General features: G+C 46.1%; 12 protein-coding genes. 1 reads left to right on the top strand and 11 read right to left on the bottom strand.

Annotated elements, in window-relative coordinates:
- Positions 1 to 119 precede the first annotated feature (119 nt).
- The 11 genes from ACNAZ4_RS19980 to ACNAZ4_RS19930 all read right to left on the bottom strand — a co-directional run bounded on the left by ACNAZ4_RS19980 (position 120) and on the right by ACNAZ4_RS19930 (position 13186).
- The gene (locus ACNAZ4_RS19980; RefSeq protein ID WP_415817419.1) at positions 120 to 1505 is read right to left on the bottom strand and encodes a sigma-54 interaction domain-containing protein; all 1386 of its coding nucleotides are present in this window, start codon (positions 1503 to 1505) and stop codon (positions 120 to 122) included.
- Positions 1506 to 1557: 52 nt separating this feature from the next.
- Positions 1558 to 2424, bottom strand: coding sequence for a putative beta-lysine N-acetyltransferase (gene ablB, locus ACNAZ4_RS19975; protein WP_415817417.1), 867 nt, complete (start codon positions 2422 to 2424; stop codon positions 1558 to 1560).
- 67 nt (positions 2425 to 2491) lie between these two features.
- Complete coding sequence (locus tag ACNAZ4_RS19970; RefSeq protein WP_415817415.1) at positions 2492 to 3913, bottom strand: aldehyde dehydrogenase family protein; 1422 nt, start codon at positions 3911 to 3913, stop codon at positions 2492 to 2494.
- A 1-nt stretch (position 3914) separates the two neighbouring features.
- Positions 3915 to 5252: a 4-aminobutyrate--2-oxoglutarate transaminase gene (gene gabT, locus ACNAZ4_RS19965; protein WP_415817412.1), complete on the bottom strand. Its 1338-nt coding sequence runs from the start codon at positions 5250 to 5252 to the stop codon at positions 3915 to 3917.
- Positions 5253 to 5378: 126 nt separating this feature from the next.
- Positions 5379 to 6647, bottom strand: coding sequence for a peptidase (locus ACNAZ4_RS19960; RefSeq protein WP_415817410.1), 1269 nt, complete (start codon positions 6645 to 6647; stop codon positions 5379 to 5381).
- Between the two features lie 13 nt (positions 6648 to 6660).
- Positions 6661 to 7326 (bottom strand): 3-oxoacid CoA-transferase subunit B, encoded by a 666-nt coding sequence (locus ACNAZ4_RS19955; RefSeq protein WP_415817408.1) that lies wholly within the window; start codon positions 7324 to 7326, stop codon positions 6661 to 6663.
- A complete protein-coding gene (locus ACNAZ4_RS19950; protein WP_415817406.1) occupies positions 7311 to 8003 on the bottom strand; it encodes a CoA transferase subunit A in 693 nt (230 codons plus the stop codon). The genes ACNAZ4_RS19955 and ACNAZ4_RS19950 overlap by 16 nt, the downstream gene beginning before the upstream one ends.
- On the bottom strand, positions 8004 to 9365 hold the full coding sequence (locus ACNAZ4_RS19945; protein ID WP_415817404.1) for an aspartate aminotransferase family protein: 1362 nt from the start codon (positions 9363 to 9365) through the stop codon (positions 8004 to 8006). It lies immediately after the preceding gene.
- Between the two features lie 926 nt (positions 9366 to 10291).
- Complete coding sequence (locus ACNAZ4_RS19940) at positions 10292 to 11272, bottom strand: S66 family peptidase (RefSeq protein WP_415817402.1); 981 nt, start codon at positions 11270 to 11272, stop codon at positions 10292 to 10294.
- 91 nt (positions 11273 to 11363) lie between these two features.
- A complete protein-coding gene (locus ACNAZ4_RS19935) occupies positions 11364 to 12830 on the bottom strand; it encodes an NAD(P)/FAD-dependent oxidoreductase (RefSeq protein WP_415817400.1) in 1467 nt (488 codons plus the stop codon).
- Positions 12831 to 13027: 197 nt separating this feature from the next.
- Entirely contained in the window at positions 13028 to 13186 is a 159-nt protein-coding gene (locus ACNAZ4_RS19930; RefSeq protein ID WP_415817471.1) for a YjcZ family sporulation protein, read from the bottom strand.
- Between the two features lie 237 nt (positions 13187 to 13423).
- Between ACNAZ4_RS19930 and ACNAZ4_RS19925 the strand changes: the two genes are divergently transcribed.
- Positions 13424 to 14518, top strand: a complete 1095-nt coding sequence (locus ACNAZ4_RS19925; RefSeq protein ID WP_415817398.1) for a GDSL-type esterase/lipase family protein — start codon at positions 13424 to 13426, stop codon at positions 14516 to 14518.
- Positions 14519 to 14636: the final 118 nt, after the last annotated feature.

Raw genomic sequence — 14636 nt, 5'->3', positions numbered from 1 at the left:
CCAAGTTGACGAATTATTCTGAAAACCGCAAAGTTGCTTGCAATAGGGGTTTTTACAAATCAGGATAATCCTCGGTAAAAAAATAACCTGCTGAAATTTCGGCAGATTATGTTTCAAGGCTAGATATTCATTTTTTTTATTTTATATTGAAGTGTCTGTCTTGGTATATCCAGAAGGATGGCTGCCTGCTGGATATTTCCGCCTGAAGCTTCCAGCGCATCTTTGATCAACTGTACTTCAAGCTCCTTCAGATTTTCTCTCAATACCAGTGAAGTTGTACTGCTCACTGGCTCTGGGGCGATATTTTTCAGCATCATCGGAAGATCATGGGCAGCCAGCATTTCGCCTTCGCAGACATTCATCATATACTCAATCGTATGCTTCAGCTCGCGTACATTTCCAGGCCATTGGTGGGTAAGAAAAACAGCTTCAGTATTCTTATCCAGGCCAGTTACATGCTTCCTCAGCTCATGATTATACTGGCTGATGAAAACATCACTCAGATAAAGAATATCTTCCTTCCTCTGTCTTAAAGGAATCAATTCGAACGTCAGGACATTCAGTCGGTAAAAGAGGTCCGTCCGCAGCTGGTTCTCTTCCATCGCCTTCACTGGGTAGACATTCATCGCAGAAATCACCCTGACATTGACTGAAGTCACATTTGTGCTTCCAACCCTTCTGACAGCCCCATCCTCCAGTACACGCAGCAATTTAGCCTGGAGGTCGAACGGCATTGAGTTAAGCTCATCAAGGAAAAGCGTCCCTCCGTTAGCCAGCTCGAAAAGACCCGGCCTGTCCATCGCTCCTGTATAACTTCCCTTAGAGGTTCCAAACAGAATCCCCTCAAGCAGGTTTTCAGGTATGGCTGCGCAATTCTGGGCTATGAACGGGCCCTCAGCCCGTTTCGATGCATTATGGATGGATTGGACGAAAAGTTCTTTTCCTGTGCCGCTTTCGCCATAAACAAGAATGGGAGAATCGGATTTTGCCAGTTTTTCAGCCTTCTTTTTCACCATCATAAATTGCTTATTCGTTGTCAGCACATCGCTGAACGTATAGCTTGCCTGTTGTTTTACAGCCTTGCCATTCTTGATTCTCAATCCCTTTTGGATTTCGACCAGACGTTCAGAAAGCTGTTTGATCCGCGAATAATCCTTGGCGATTTCAACAGCGCCTATCAGGTCCCCCTGGACGAATATAGGCAGAGTTGTATTGACTGTGTCAATTTTCCTTCCGTGCAAATTAACGAAGGATTGGGTTTCATTATAGATCGGCTTTTGCGTTTCAATCACTTTTAGCAAGGTGCTGGATTGATCGTTCAGCGAAGGAAAGACACTCAAGAGCGGCTTCCCGATAACTTCACTGATTTCCAATCCATCGTGCCTGGCGGCCACTTCATTGTAAAATATGGTGATTCCTTCTGTATTGACGACATGGATGGCCTCATCGATGCATTTCAATATGGCGCTCAAGATTTCTTCGGTCACATTGGATACTGAATTCATCCCCATCACACTCCCATATTAAGTATATGACAGCGTGCCGAAAAACTGTCTCCTACTGCCCAAAATTTGGCGTTTTTGCCAAATCTTTTACCCATACGTTCATATTTTCAATTTTATCATATATATAAACATTGTTCACCAGCCTGCCGCGATAAGCATACCCCAATTGATACAATGCCGCATTCATGCCAAATGATAATGACCTCGCGATCGAATAGGCACAAAAAATGCCGTTTTCAATTAACTCAGTCTCTATACGTGCCAGGAGGATTTTCATCAAACCATGCTTCCTGTGTTCTTTCAGCGTCGCACAATCGGTCATTTCCGCATTTTTATAAAAAAGATCAACTTCAGCGGAAGCTGCACTAACAATTTGGCCATCATGTACAAATCCATAGTAAATACTGCCTTCGGACATCGTTTTGACAATATACTCCGGGTCGTTCAGCGGAGTCGGATAGATTTGAAAGACTTCTTTGTATAACTTGGATAAGCCGTGGGCATCCGATTTGTCCATTTTCTTCATCACATAATCACCAGGCGGAGTGATCTTCTGGGCAGGCTCTGCCAAGCCATAGACACTTTTTATGATTCCATCCTCCTCGGTCCAGTGCGGCGTTGCTTTTCTTTCATCGCTGAGGAACTTTGAAAAGAACACGCAATCAGAGCCAAGGAAAAAACCGTCTATGCTTGCCTCAAAACTGTACCCGTGTTCAAGCAGATGATTGAAATGCTCTCTTCTTCCTTTAATGATCAATTTATCAGCTTTTTCGCCCTCTGCCAGCTCTTCTGCATGCTTCAAAGCATTCGTTAAACTGCCTAAATAGTCTTCCACTCTTACCCGTTTGTTTTGTTTGTCAAGATAAACAGTCATCTTGCCATTCTTGTCTGATAAGACGATTGTTTTCCCTAAATGCATTTTCTCTCCCCCATCCCCTGAATTTTTCTGTCGAATGAAAAGCCTGGCTTTAGGCCAGGCTGTCTGTTCAATCCAATTTGAATGAAACGAGCTTCAGTTCAGTCATTTCTTCAACAGCATACTTGATTCCTTCTCTTCCAGTCCCGCTTTGTTTGACACCGCCATATGGCATATGGTCGACCCGGAAAGTAGGAATATCATTGATCATCACGCCGCCGACATGCAGCTTCCTGGCTGCTCTGAAAGCTTTTTGAAGATCATTTGTATAGACACCTGCCTGAAGGCCGAATTGCGACTCATTAACCTGGGTGATCGCTTCATCAAAGTCCTGGAATGTGTTGATATGGACAACTGGCGCAAAGACTTCCTCACAGGAAATTTTATCAGTCGGTTTTGCATTGAGGAGCACAGTCGGCTTTAATACCTGCTGTTCGCTTTCTCCTCCAAGGACCAGTTCGGCTCCATTTCCCATTGCATCCTGAATCCAGGACTGGGCCCTTTCCACATCCCCCGCACTGATCATTGCAGCGACATCTGTTTCTTCTTCCAGAGGGTCTCCCACTTTAAGACGGCCCGCTTCTTCAACGAACTGCGAAACAAATTCCCCGGCAATGTTTTCATGCACGTAAATGCGCTGAATCGAAATGCAAACCTGCCCCTGATTTGAGAAGGCACCCGTCACGATTCTTGGCATTACCTTACTAAGATCCGTTCCTTCATCAACAATCAGTGCCGAATTCGAACCCAGTTCAAGGGTTACCCGTTTTAAACCGGCATTTTCCCGTATTTGCTTACCGACCGCTGGACTTCCGGTAAAGGTTACCTTTTTCACCCGTTCATCGGCAACCAGGACGTCGCCGACAGTTTTCCCGCTGCCCGTCACTACATTAAGAGCGCCTGCCGGCAATCCTGCCTTATGAAAGTAGGAGGCGATTTTATAGGCCGATAACGGCGTCTGGCTCGCCGGCTTCAGGACGACTGTATTTCCTGCTGCTATGGCAGGCCCGACCTTATGGGCGACAAGGTTCATTGGAAAATTGAATGGTGTAATCGCAGCGATGACGCCAAGCGGCTCCTTTACCGTATAAGCGATCCGCCCCTCCCCGCCTGGAGCAGCATCCATCGGGATGGTTTCTCCCTGGATCCTCCTCGCTTCTTCCGAGGCAAATGTATAGGTCATGACGGTCCGGTCGACCTCTGCACGGGCAGCTTTCAATGGTTTCGAGGATTCTTCGGCGATCAGCCTTGCACATTCTTCACGGTCTTCCTGGATATAATCGGCAACCTTCCGAAGGATATCGGCACGTTTATGGGCATCCATTTCCGCCATGCCCCCCGCCGCTTCAGCTGCAGAGTCAATTGCTCTTATTACGTCTACCTTTGCGGCCTCTGCCACTTCGGCTATTTGCCCCCCTGTATAGGGGTTTAACAGTGGTCTGTAACTCTCTGTTTCCACACTCTCTCCATGGATCCATAAATTCTGTTTCATTTTATCCCTCCTGCTGCTTGCAGCATTCATAAATCACTGATTCAAGGACTTCAAATCCTTCCTCCATCTGTCCGTCTGTTATGACAAGCGGAGCAAGAAGTCTGATGACGTTACCATAAAGGCCGGCGCTCATTAATATCAATCCGCGCTGATGAGCCTTCGCAAGCACCTCCTTAACAATCTGGCCATTCGGCAGCCCATTTTCATCGAAAAATTCCATCGCGCACATTGCTCCTAAAGATCGGGTCTCACCAATCTCAGGAAACTGTTTTGCCAGCCTTCCGAATCTCTCCTGAAACTTCTCTCCGAACAGATTTGCTTTCTCAAGAAGGTTTTGCTCATCTATCATTTTAACGACTTCTAACGCTGCAACACAACCGAGAGGACTTCCGCCATATGTTCCGCCAATCTCTCCAATGCCGACGGAATCCATGATTTCAGCCCGTCCTGTAACGGCACTGATCGGAAGTCCGGCAGCAATCGATTTCGACATCGTCATCAAATCAGGTACCACTCCGTAATGTTCCATTGCGAACATCTTCCCTGTCCTGCCAAAGCCGGTCTGGATTTCATCCGCAATGAAGAGGATTCCATACTGTTCACATATTTTTTTCACTCCTTGCACAAATGCCATTGAAGGTATGTTAAATCCACCTTCGCCCTGAATCGGTTCCATGATGACCGCAGCAATTTCCGTGCCTGGCACCTCGCTCTGGAAGAAAGTCTCAAACTTCTTCAAAATATAAGCATCCAGCTCATCGGGAGACATGCTTTTCTCCTGCGAATATACAGGATAAGGCCATTTATAGGTTTCAGGTGCAAATGGCCCGAACTGATACTTGTACGGTTTCACCTTGCTCGTCAGTGACATTGCCATATATGTCCTGCCATGAAATGCCCGTTCAAAAGATATGATCCCTTTCCTGCCGGAAAACTTCCTGGCGATTTTCACCGCGTTCTCCACTGCTTCCGCACCGCTGCTCAGGAAAAAAGTCTTTTTATCATGATCCCCCGGCGTGATGTCGTTCAGCACTTCCGCAAGTTCAATATAAGGTTCATACATCATCACATGGAAACATGGGTGAAGATAATGGTCAATCTGATCATGAAGTGCGCTCACCACCTCGGGCGGACAGTGCCCGACATTGAGTGTGCCGATTCCACCTGCAAAGTCAATGAAAGTATTTCCGTCAACATCGGTCAACAGTGCACCTTCACCTTTTTCGGCAAAAGATTTGATCGTATTGAATGGACCGACAGGAATATTCTTCTCTTTTCTCTCTAGCAGCGCCTTCGCCTTAGGACCTGGAATGGCTGTTTTGATCTTTATATCTCCCACTTTAGACTCCCCCTAATCTTTTAATCTGGCAGCTTTAATCTTCTCCGCTGGTTTTCGGACATTTACCAGTTTTTTTATAATCTTTTAGATTTAAAGCTTGTATCATCAACTCAGGTAAATAAGATGTTATTCACTGATTTCGCACCATTTCAGTAAAGTGAGTGCGATGATTTCTGCTGATTCAAATACATCTTCAAGCCTGATATATTCGTTTGCCTGGTGTGCCGTTTCCGTTACTCCTGGGCCAAAAACCACAACCGGTATCCCGCCAACTTTCGAAAGGATGCCGCCATCTGTCGCCCAGGGCGAGGCTTCGATCAATGGCTCCCGTTCCTTTACACCTTTAAAGCTTTCTGATAAGACTTTGATCAGCTCGTGCTCCGGGTCAAGGTCTCCCGGCAGCCAGCTTGCGCCAAACCACTCAAGTACAGGGGTGTTTTCTTCAAGCCATGAGTCAGCGTTGCTTATATGTGATAGGGCTTCCGCCATTTCCCTTTTTGCATCCTCCTGTGTTTCATTTGGAGCCACACCCATCCTGCCTTCAATGATCGCCAGGTCTGGAACGGAGGAAGGCCAATCGCCAGCCTGAATTTTTCCGATATTGATCGGAATCGGTATTGGAATACTATCAAAAAACGGATCTGTTATTCTCTCGTTCCTCTCCATCTCCAGTTTTCTCAATCTATCAATCACCAGCATCGCCTTTTCAATCGCATTGACTCCCTCATACCTTGTGCCGCCATGGGCACCTTTGCCTTTGACCGAAATCCTGAACCACATGGATCCCTGTTGTTTCGGAAACAGCTTCATGTTCGTTGGTTCAGGAATGATTGCGGCATCCGCCTTATAACCTCTAAGGACTGTTGCAAGCGACCCTGCTCCGCCGCTTTCTTCTTCGATCACGCTCTGGAAAATGACATCACCTTTTAACTTGATCCCTGAATTCTTTATGGCCTCCATGGCCATAAGCAAGGAGGCAGTACCGCCCTTCATATCCGTCGATCCACGTCCATATAGCTTGCCGCTTTCAATATATCCGCTGTAAGGTTCCCGGTCCCAATCCTTCACGTCACCGGCGGGGACAACGTCGATATGGCCATTCAGAATCATCGACTTTCCCCCGCCAGTGCCTCTCATAATTCCCACCGCGTTAGGGTTTCCTTTGAAGTTACTGCGATCAGAGCAAAACGCCGGGTGGCCTGCCAGTCCATCACCTCCGATTTCCCAGATATCCATTTCAAAGCCTAATTCACGGCATTTTTCGATAACTACAGCCTGCGCTCCACTTTCTTCTCCCCTCGTACTTGGCTCCTGTACCATTTTCTGCAAAAGACGTGTTCCCTTTATTCTGTTTTCCTTTATATATTGCCGCACCTTTACCTCAGCAGTTTGCACGATATCAACCCCTTTAATATTCGATAACCCGTAGATCTTCAGCAATGGAAAAATCGCAGGCGGTTTTGGCAGTAATCTCAGCTACTGTATATGGCGCAAAAAGCTCAGAGAGAATCATGGATCCTTCATTGATTTTAAATACTGCAAGGTCGGTGATTACCATGTCGACACAGTTGGCCGCAGTCAAAGGCAAGGAGCATGTTTTGACTATTTTAGGCACTCCGTTTTTATCGGTGTGGTTCATCAGGACAGCAACTTTCCTGGCTTTTTGCGCCAGCTCCATCGCCCCCCCCATTCCGGGTACCTTTTTGCCCGGGACTATCCAGTTTGCCAGGTCTCCTTTTTGGCTTACCTGCAATGAACCGAGTATCGTTAAGTCAACACGCCCTCGCCTGATCATTCCAAACGCCACCGCGCTGTCACAATAAGAGGAGCCCGGGACGACTGTAACCGGGAACCCGCCGGCGTTGCATAAATTTTCATCTTCCAACCCAATTGCCGGTGATTCACCCATTCCGACTATCCCATTTTCGGCATGGAACATCACCCTGGTTTCCTGTGGCAGATGATTGGGGACAAGTGAAGGGATTCCAATGCCCAGATTGACGACCATCCCAGAATGAATCTCTTCGGCAGCCCGCTTCGCCATCCTATTCCTGATATCTATTCCCATGCCCATTTCCAATTCACCCCACAAGATGGAATTACCATATCCACGAAAACACCGGGCGTCACTATTTCCTCCGGATCCAGAGTGCCGAGCGGAACAATTTCCTCAACCTCGGCAATCGTGAATTTCCCTGCCATCGCCACGAGCGGATTCGTATTCCTGGCGCTTTTATCAAAAACCAGATTCCCGTAAGGATCGGCTTTCTTGGCAAAAACAATCGCCACTTCTGCTGTCAGCGCTGGTTCAATCAAATATTCCCTGCCATTTAGAGTCATTCTTTGTTTGTCCTTCGCAACGAAATCATGATCGACCCCAACATCCGTTAAAATAGCACCAAGTCCCATTCCCCCCGCCCTGATTCGCTCCGTCAGCGTGCCCTGCGGAGAGAACTCGACCTCCATTTCTCCCCTGGTCATAAGGTCGCCGGCTACAGGATTGGAGCCGATATGGGAGGCAATCACTTTCCTGGCCCTCCTGCGGCTGACAATTTTACCGATGCCGATTTCCGGAAAACCTGTATCATTCCCGATCAAGACAAGATTTTTAATGTTCTTGTCCAGAATGCCATCTATCAGGGCAGGAGGTGAACCGACTCCGCCAAACCCGCCAAACATCAGGGTCATTCCGTCATAAAAATATTCCATTGCCTGCTCAAGCGTGGCAATCTTACCAAATGGATTTTCCATCTACTCCTCAACTCCATTTTCAAAAGGAAGTCCCAGTGTTTTATATACTTCAATGAATGTTGTTTTCAAAAGGGCAATCAGTTCGTCAATTTCACGTTTCGTGATCGTAAGCGGCGGCGCGATGATGACCGCATCACCTGACAGACCATCGAGGCCGGCTCCCGCAGGATACAGAAGGATTCCATGTTCCCTGCCAGTTTTGACGACCAGTTCCGTCAGTTTTACACTCTGGTCGAACGGGATTTTCGATGCAGGCAATTTGACAAACTCCAATCCTAGGAGCAGCCCTTTACCCCTGACATCCCCAATAAAGCTGAACTTGTTTTTTACTTGGTCCAGCCTGTTTTTCAGATAAACAGATTTCGATTCTACATCGTTTAAAATTTGATTATCCTCAAGATATTGCAAAACCGCCAAAGCAGCTGCGCATGATTGAGGGTTTGCGCTTAAAGTATGGCCACTCATGATGACTTTGGAACCCTTCAGGATCGGCTCCATCACATGGTCACTAACGACTGTGGCTGCGATCGGCGCATAACCTGCACCCATCCCCTTGCCGAGTGCGACAATATCGGGAATGACATTCCAATGCTCCATCGCAAGCATGGGCCCAGTCCTGCCAAATCCTGTCATTACTTCATCCGCGATAAATAATATATTATTGTCGTCACAAATCTTTTTAATTGTTTCGTAGTAGCCTTCCGGTGGAGAAATCGCTCCACCGGCAGCACCAATCACCGGTTCTGCAATAAATGCGGCGATATGGTCGGCTCCGATCCTTTTTATTGCACCTTCCAGCTCCTTAGCGCATAAATAACCGCAATCCGGCGCTGATTTTTGATATGGACAACGATAACAGTAGGGAGGTGAAATCGTCGGGAATTCCTCCAGTAATGGCACGAACCTCGCTCTTCTCCCGGGATGTCCTGACATGGATAGGGCACCAAGCGTGATACCATGGTAGCTGACCCACCGCGAGAGTATTTTGGTTTTCGACTTGACCCCTTTCTCCTGCCAGTATTGAATCGCGATTTTCAGCGCGGTTTCGGTCGCTTCTGACCCACTGTTCACAAAAAAACTCCAGTTCAGATCACCAGGAAGTGAATCAGACAGTTTTTCAGCAAGCTTTTCTGCTGCCTCACTGGTGAATTGGGAGCGGTACACAAATGAAACTCGTTTGGACTGTTCATGCATCGCAAGGATGATTTCAGGGACTCCGTGACCGATGTTTGCCGTAACAGCCCCGGAAGCAGCATCAAGATACTTCTTCCCGTCTTTGTCAAAAAGGTAGGTACCCTTACCGTAGTCAATCTCCGGATAGCTCTCATCCAGGGCAGGCTTGATCAAATAGGACGGCCTCATAATTTCACTCCATTCACCGCAATTAAAATCAAATGGACATTCTGTAAATTGTATGAAAACAAGACGGGAATCTTTCTTATATATGAAAAAATTACGACATACTGCCCAGGGGATTGAGGTGAAGGTTATTTAAATACGGACTAATAGTAGATGCACTGAGGGATTCATCGGTATTACTATTTGAATGGGACCTGGGGGCTTACTTCAGACTACTTGTGCGCCATTATGCGAAAAGCTGTCTGAACTTCAGGCTACTTCAGACAGCTTAAGGCTTATCACACTAAAAGCTGTCTGAACTCAGGCTTACTTTGGACAGCTTGGGCGACAATATACGAAAGGCTGTCCGAACTCGGGCTTACTTCAGACAGCTTGGGCGCTATTATGCAAAAAGCTGTCCGAACTCAGGCTTACTTCAGACAGCTTAAGGCTTATCACACTAAAAGCTGTCTGAACTCAGGCTTACTTCAGACAGCTTGGCGACAATATACGAAAAGCTGTCCGAACTCGGGTTTACTTCAGACAGCTTGGGCGCTATTATGCAAAAAGCTGTCCGAACTCGAGCTTACTTCAGACAGCTTGGGCGACAATATACGAAAAGCTGTCCGAACTCGGGCTTACTTTGGACAGCTTGAGCGACAATATACGAAAAGCTGTCTGAACTTGGGGCTACTTCGGACAGCTTTGGTACCATTACACGAAAAGCTGTCCGAACTCAGGCTTACTTCAGACAGCTTAAGGCTTATCACACTAAAAGCTGTCTGAACTCAGGCTTACTTCGGACAGCTTTGGCGCCATTATTCAAAAAGCTGTCCGAACTCGGACTAGATTCTGACAACTTCGCCTTCAATACATGAAATTCTATCCAATGGGCTCCTAAGCCCACCTATAGAAAAAGACACCTCTATAAAAGGTGCCTCCTTCACGATCTATTCGTCTTGTTCAATAAAGAGTTCGGTTTCGTCACTGGCTGCCTTGATAGTCACGAATGATCCGATCGGCAGGGTGGCGAATGGCTGGACATGGCCGAAATTGACATTGGCGATGATCGGGATATTCCTTAATTCTTCCTTGCTCAGAATGATTTTCCTCAATGCCTCTTCTGTCACATTGGAGTTCTTTTGGAAACGTCCAATCAAAAGTGCTTTTATCGAGCCGGCATCTGGAAGGTGAAGAAGTGACTGGAGATTTCGGTCGAAACTTCTTGAATGGCTTTCTTCATCATCTTCAATGAACAGGATGCTGTCTTTCAGGGATGGCATGAATTCAGTGCCCTGAAGCAGGTTCATTGTGCCAAGATTCCCGCCGATCAGCCTTCCCCTTGCCTCTCCTTCCTGGATGACCATAAAGCCATCATTTTCGTGGAACGTCCGATTTTCCTGTTCAAGATACCAGGCATCATCTGACCACGTTTCGGATGGGGAAATTTCATAAGGCGCATCATTCGTAACGGCATCCAAAAAAGAATTCAACGTATATTCCAGGCCATGCTTCACGCCAAAGGTTGAAAAGTGAGGGCCTGAGTATGTTACCAGCCCGGTTTTCTTATAGATTGCCAGCTGCAAAGCCGTAATATCGCTGTATCCGCAAAAGATTTTCGGGTTGGCTGCAATTAAATCAAAGTCAATGTACTTCAACAGCTGGTTGGAATTGTATCCGCCGATTACCGTTAAAATTCCTTTTACATTTCCATCGGCAAACGCTTCATGCAGATCCTCGATCCGTTCCTCGATCGAAGAACTGAAGAACTCATCATGGGCATCTGCATTCTTTCCAAAGGTCACCTTGAAACCGAGCTGCGTCAATCGCTCAACGGCCAGGTCCAGTTGAGCTCCTTTTAAAATGACCATACTTGTTGCTGGTGCGATGACCCGGATTTCATCCCCCGGCACTAACTTGGGTGCAAACATATTCTCCCCGCCTCTTCAATGATATCTTCTATTCTATCAAAGAAAAAGCAGGGTGTAAGCATGTCCCGTTCTTTCAATTTGTTAGCAGGATCTATACAAGTGCAGGCTCAGGCTTTCTTCCTGTTTTCGACTTCTCGATAATGTCAGTCGCAATCCAGACTCCGCAGGCGCTTGCCTGTGCAAGTCCGCGGGTGATGCCAGCACCGTCGCCGCCCACATACAGGCCGCTGATTTCAGTTTCAAACTTGTCGTTCAGCTTTGGTCGTGCAGAATAGAACTTCGCTTCCACTCCATAGAACAAAGTATGCTCAGAAGCAAGTCCAGGCGTAACCTGGTTCAGCGCTTCAGTCATTTCTACCAGACTCTTAAGGGTGTTATATGGAAGAACCAAACCCAAGTCTCCAGGAACTGCTTCTCTTAACGTTGGTTCAAGGAAGCCTTCTTTGATTCTTTTTTCCGTAGATCTGCGCCCTTTTAAAATATCTCCGTATTTTTGGACGATCAGCCCGCCGTTGGAAAGGCTATTCGCCAGACGCGATATTTCATGAGCGTATTCATTCGGTTTATCGAATGGATCAGAGAAAGTATGGGATACGAGCAAGGCAAAATTCGTATTGTTGCTTCCCAGTTTAGGATCCTTGTAAGCATGGCCGTTTGCCAGCATGATTCCAGAATGATTCTCGACAACAACATGTCCGGATGGATTGCTGCAGAAGGTTCTCACGCTCGTCCCTACCGAAGTATTGAAGATGAACTTCCCTTCATACAGGTGTTCGTTGATTTCCTCCATGACAACATTGGATGTTTCGACACGGACGCCAATGTCCACTTGGTTGTTGATCATCTTGAGCCTTCTTTTTTTCAAAAGCTGTGTCAGCCACTTTGAGCCGTCACGGCCAGGGGCAACCACGACTTTGTCAGCAAAAATTTTCTCGCCATTCCTTAGCTCTACACCTGTTACTTTATGGCCGTCAGGCGTTTTTTCGGTAATCAAATCCTCGATTTCCGTCTTGAACGCCATATCCACCTTATCTTTTAAGTACTCAAAAATATCCTTCAAAATCTCAAGATTCTGCTCCGTACCAAGGTGTCTAACCTGGGCCCTCAGCAGCTTCAGGCCCGCGGCATAGCCTCTTCTCTCAATTTCACGGACTTTGTCTGTCATCGGGTCTGTGATGCTTTCAGTTGCGCCATGCTTGAGGTTGATTTCATCGACATATTTAATTAGTTCGACAACTTTTGAATCAGGAAGATAATCCGTCATCCAGCCGCCGAATTCACTTGTTATATTGAATTTCCCATCGGAGTATGCACCAGCTCCGCCGAAGCCATTGGTGATCGAACAAGCCGGCAGGCATCCTGCAAAATCCTTTTTTCCAGCTGGCGGCGGGCATTTTTCAATTTTCTTTTGTAAAATCGGGCAGTTCCTTCTATAGATATCGTGTCCTTTATCAACTAACAGAACATTCGCTTCAGGCATCTTCAACGATAATTCATAGCAAGTAAAAATCCCTGCTGGACCTGCTCCAACGACAATTACATCATAGTTTGTTTTCATTATGCATCCTCCGCCAATCAGTTTTTTGATTAACCAATGGTAAATATAACAAATAACCACGATGCAGTCAACCGAAAACACGAACTATAAATATTATATAACAATAAAATGTTCGTATTAATTAAATGCAAAATAAGAAGCTGCCCGCTCGCAGACAGCCTCGATATTATATTACCAGGTTTTATACTGCTTTATTTTTACCAGTTATAGCTGCAGCAAGCACCAATGATGATTAACAAAATGAACAGTACCACGATCAATGCAAAACCGCCACCGCAACCATATCCAACGCCGCCTACTCCTGCATAAGGATAACCTCCGCCACAGAAAGTGCCATAAGTTGGTGCTGTTGCCATTGGTGAAGTTACTGGCATTGGGGCATTATCATATCCGTACATTAAAAACCACTCCTCGTTTGTTTTTGAATTGCTTTCCCTTTACGGTATGATATGGGTACTTGACCCGTTTGTGCATTAGCCTATTTTTTTTAATTTCTCATTTTTTGTGGCGAATCCATCTTTTCAATTCATTCGTGGGGCGCTTAAGGTTAAAATAGACTAATAGCAACTAATGCATGGAGGGTACAGCCTAGAATGAAATCCAATCCTAAAAAAGTTTTGACCTTAATCTTACTTACAGCCGCAGTGCTTTCCTTTTTAGCGATACAATCAGAACATTACCTTTCCGAGGATTTAAGTGTTTATGAAAAAGTCGCCAGCGGTTCATCGATTAATTACATGATTATCGGTGACAGCATTGGGCGAGGCGCTGGGGCAGAAAGTAAAAACCTGAGATGGTACAGTCAGTTCGAGGTGCTTCTTAAAGATTTCAGCGGATCCAGGGCTCGACGGAATAGTATTGTCCAAAGCGGAGCTACCGCCTTTGAAGGCTTATACAAACTGCAAAAAGCGCCAAAATTCAGTGACATCGACCTCATTTTCATCGTCTTTGGCGAAAATGACCGTAAATATATGGACGCAGAACAATTCACTTTTTTCTATGAAAGACTGATTAGAAAAGCAAAAGAGCGCTACCCGAATTCTGAGGTCATCACAATCATCGAGAATCCTTTAAAGCAGGAGGAATTTGCTGACGCGATTGATAGAGTTTCTGTCCATTATGGAGCAAAAACATTGGATATGCGGATTCCTTTCAAGGAATCCGGCATGCTGACAGAACAGCTGACTACCGATATGGTGCATCCGAATGGAAAAGGGTATCAGCTGTATGCGTATTCCATTCTGGAGCTGATCAAAGATAATATCCAGAAGGAGACGGATATTGCCGGATTTCCCAAACCTTTGACCAGGAATCAAGCATTCTTTCTGTCTGAAAAAAAACATTTCTCTGCGCGTAAAGGCTTCCTGACGCAAAATGGAATTAATATTAGCAAACAGCCAGGAGATATTCTTGAATATGAGTTTGATGGTCCTACCCTCGGGGTGACGGCAATACGAAGCCCGGACGGCGGAATGATGAAGGTTTATATAGACGGTAAATATATCAGGAATATTTCCACCTGGTGGCCTTTTTCACGGGAGCGGTTCTTATATATAGCAAACGGCCTTGAGAACGGTCACCATACCGTCCGTTTTGAAACGATCGAGGAATCCTCCATGAATCATAAAAGCAGCAAATCCCTGATCCAGATTTCCGCGATCATCGTCGCTGTCAATGAGAAAAAATAATATAGAATTTTCCTGAAGGTAAGTGTATGATACTTTCTATATGCCCATCTCTGAACGGCAGATTTGATGGGCATATCTAGACGCTGCCTGGTCCTGTGATCATGTAACCAGGCAGCAA

This window comes from Mesobacillus thioparans, assembly GCF_965138835.1.
Lineage (GTDB): Bacteria > Bacillota > Bacilli > Bacillales > Cytobacillaceae > Mesobacillus > Mesobacillus thioparans.
Note: the sequence above shows the minus strand (reverse complement) of the source record. Positions and strands in the feature narration are given on the sequence as shown.

Bases quoted from the DNA above. Each gene is read 5' to 3' on its own strand.
- ACNAZ4_RS19945 (WP_415817404.1), bottom strand. From the start codon at position 9,365: ATGAGGCCGTCCTATTTGATCAAGCCTGCCCTGGATGAGAGCTATCCG.
- ACNAZ4_RS19925 (WP_415817398.1), top strand. From the start codon at position 13,424: ATGAAATCCAATCCTAAAAAAGTTTTGACCTTAATCTTACTTACAGCC.
- ACNAZ4_RS19935 (WP_415817400.1), bottom strand. From the start codon at position 12,830: ATGAAAACAAACTATGATGTAATTGTCGTTGGAGCAGGTCCAGCAGGG.
- ACNAZ4_RS19950 (WP_415817406.1), bottom strand. From the start codon at position 8,003: ATGGAAAATCCATTTGGTAAGATTGCCACGCTTGAGCAGGCAATGGAA.
- ACNAZ4_RS19930 (WP_415817471.1), bottom strand. From the start codon at position 13,186: ATGGCAACAGCACCAACTTATGGCACTTTCTGTGGCGGAGGTTATCCT.
- ACNAZ4_RS19970 (WP_415817415.1), bottom strand. From the start codon at position 3,913: ATGAAACAGAATTTATGGATCCATGGAGAGAGTGTGGAAACAGAGAGT.
- ACNAZ4_RS19980 (WP_415817419.1), bottom strand. From the start codon at position 1,505: ATGAATTCAGTATCCAATGTGACCGAAGAAATCTTGAGCGCCATATTG.
- ACNAZ4_RS19955 (WP_415817408.1), bottom strand. From the start codon at position 7,326: ATGGGCATGGGAATAGATATCAGGAATAGGATGGCGAAGCGGGCTGCC.
- ACNAZ4_RS19940 (WP_415817402.1), bottom strand. From the start codon at position 11,272: ATGTTTGCACCCAAGTTAGTGCCGGGGGATGAAATCCGGGTCATCGCA.
- ablB (WP_415817417.1), bottom strand. From the start codon at position 2,424: ATGCATTTAGGGAAAACAATCGTCTTATCAGACAAGAATGGCAAGATG.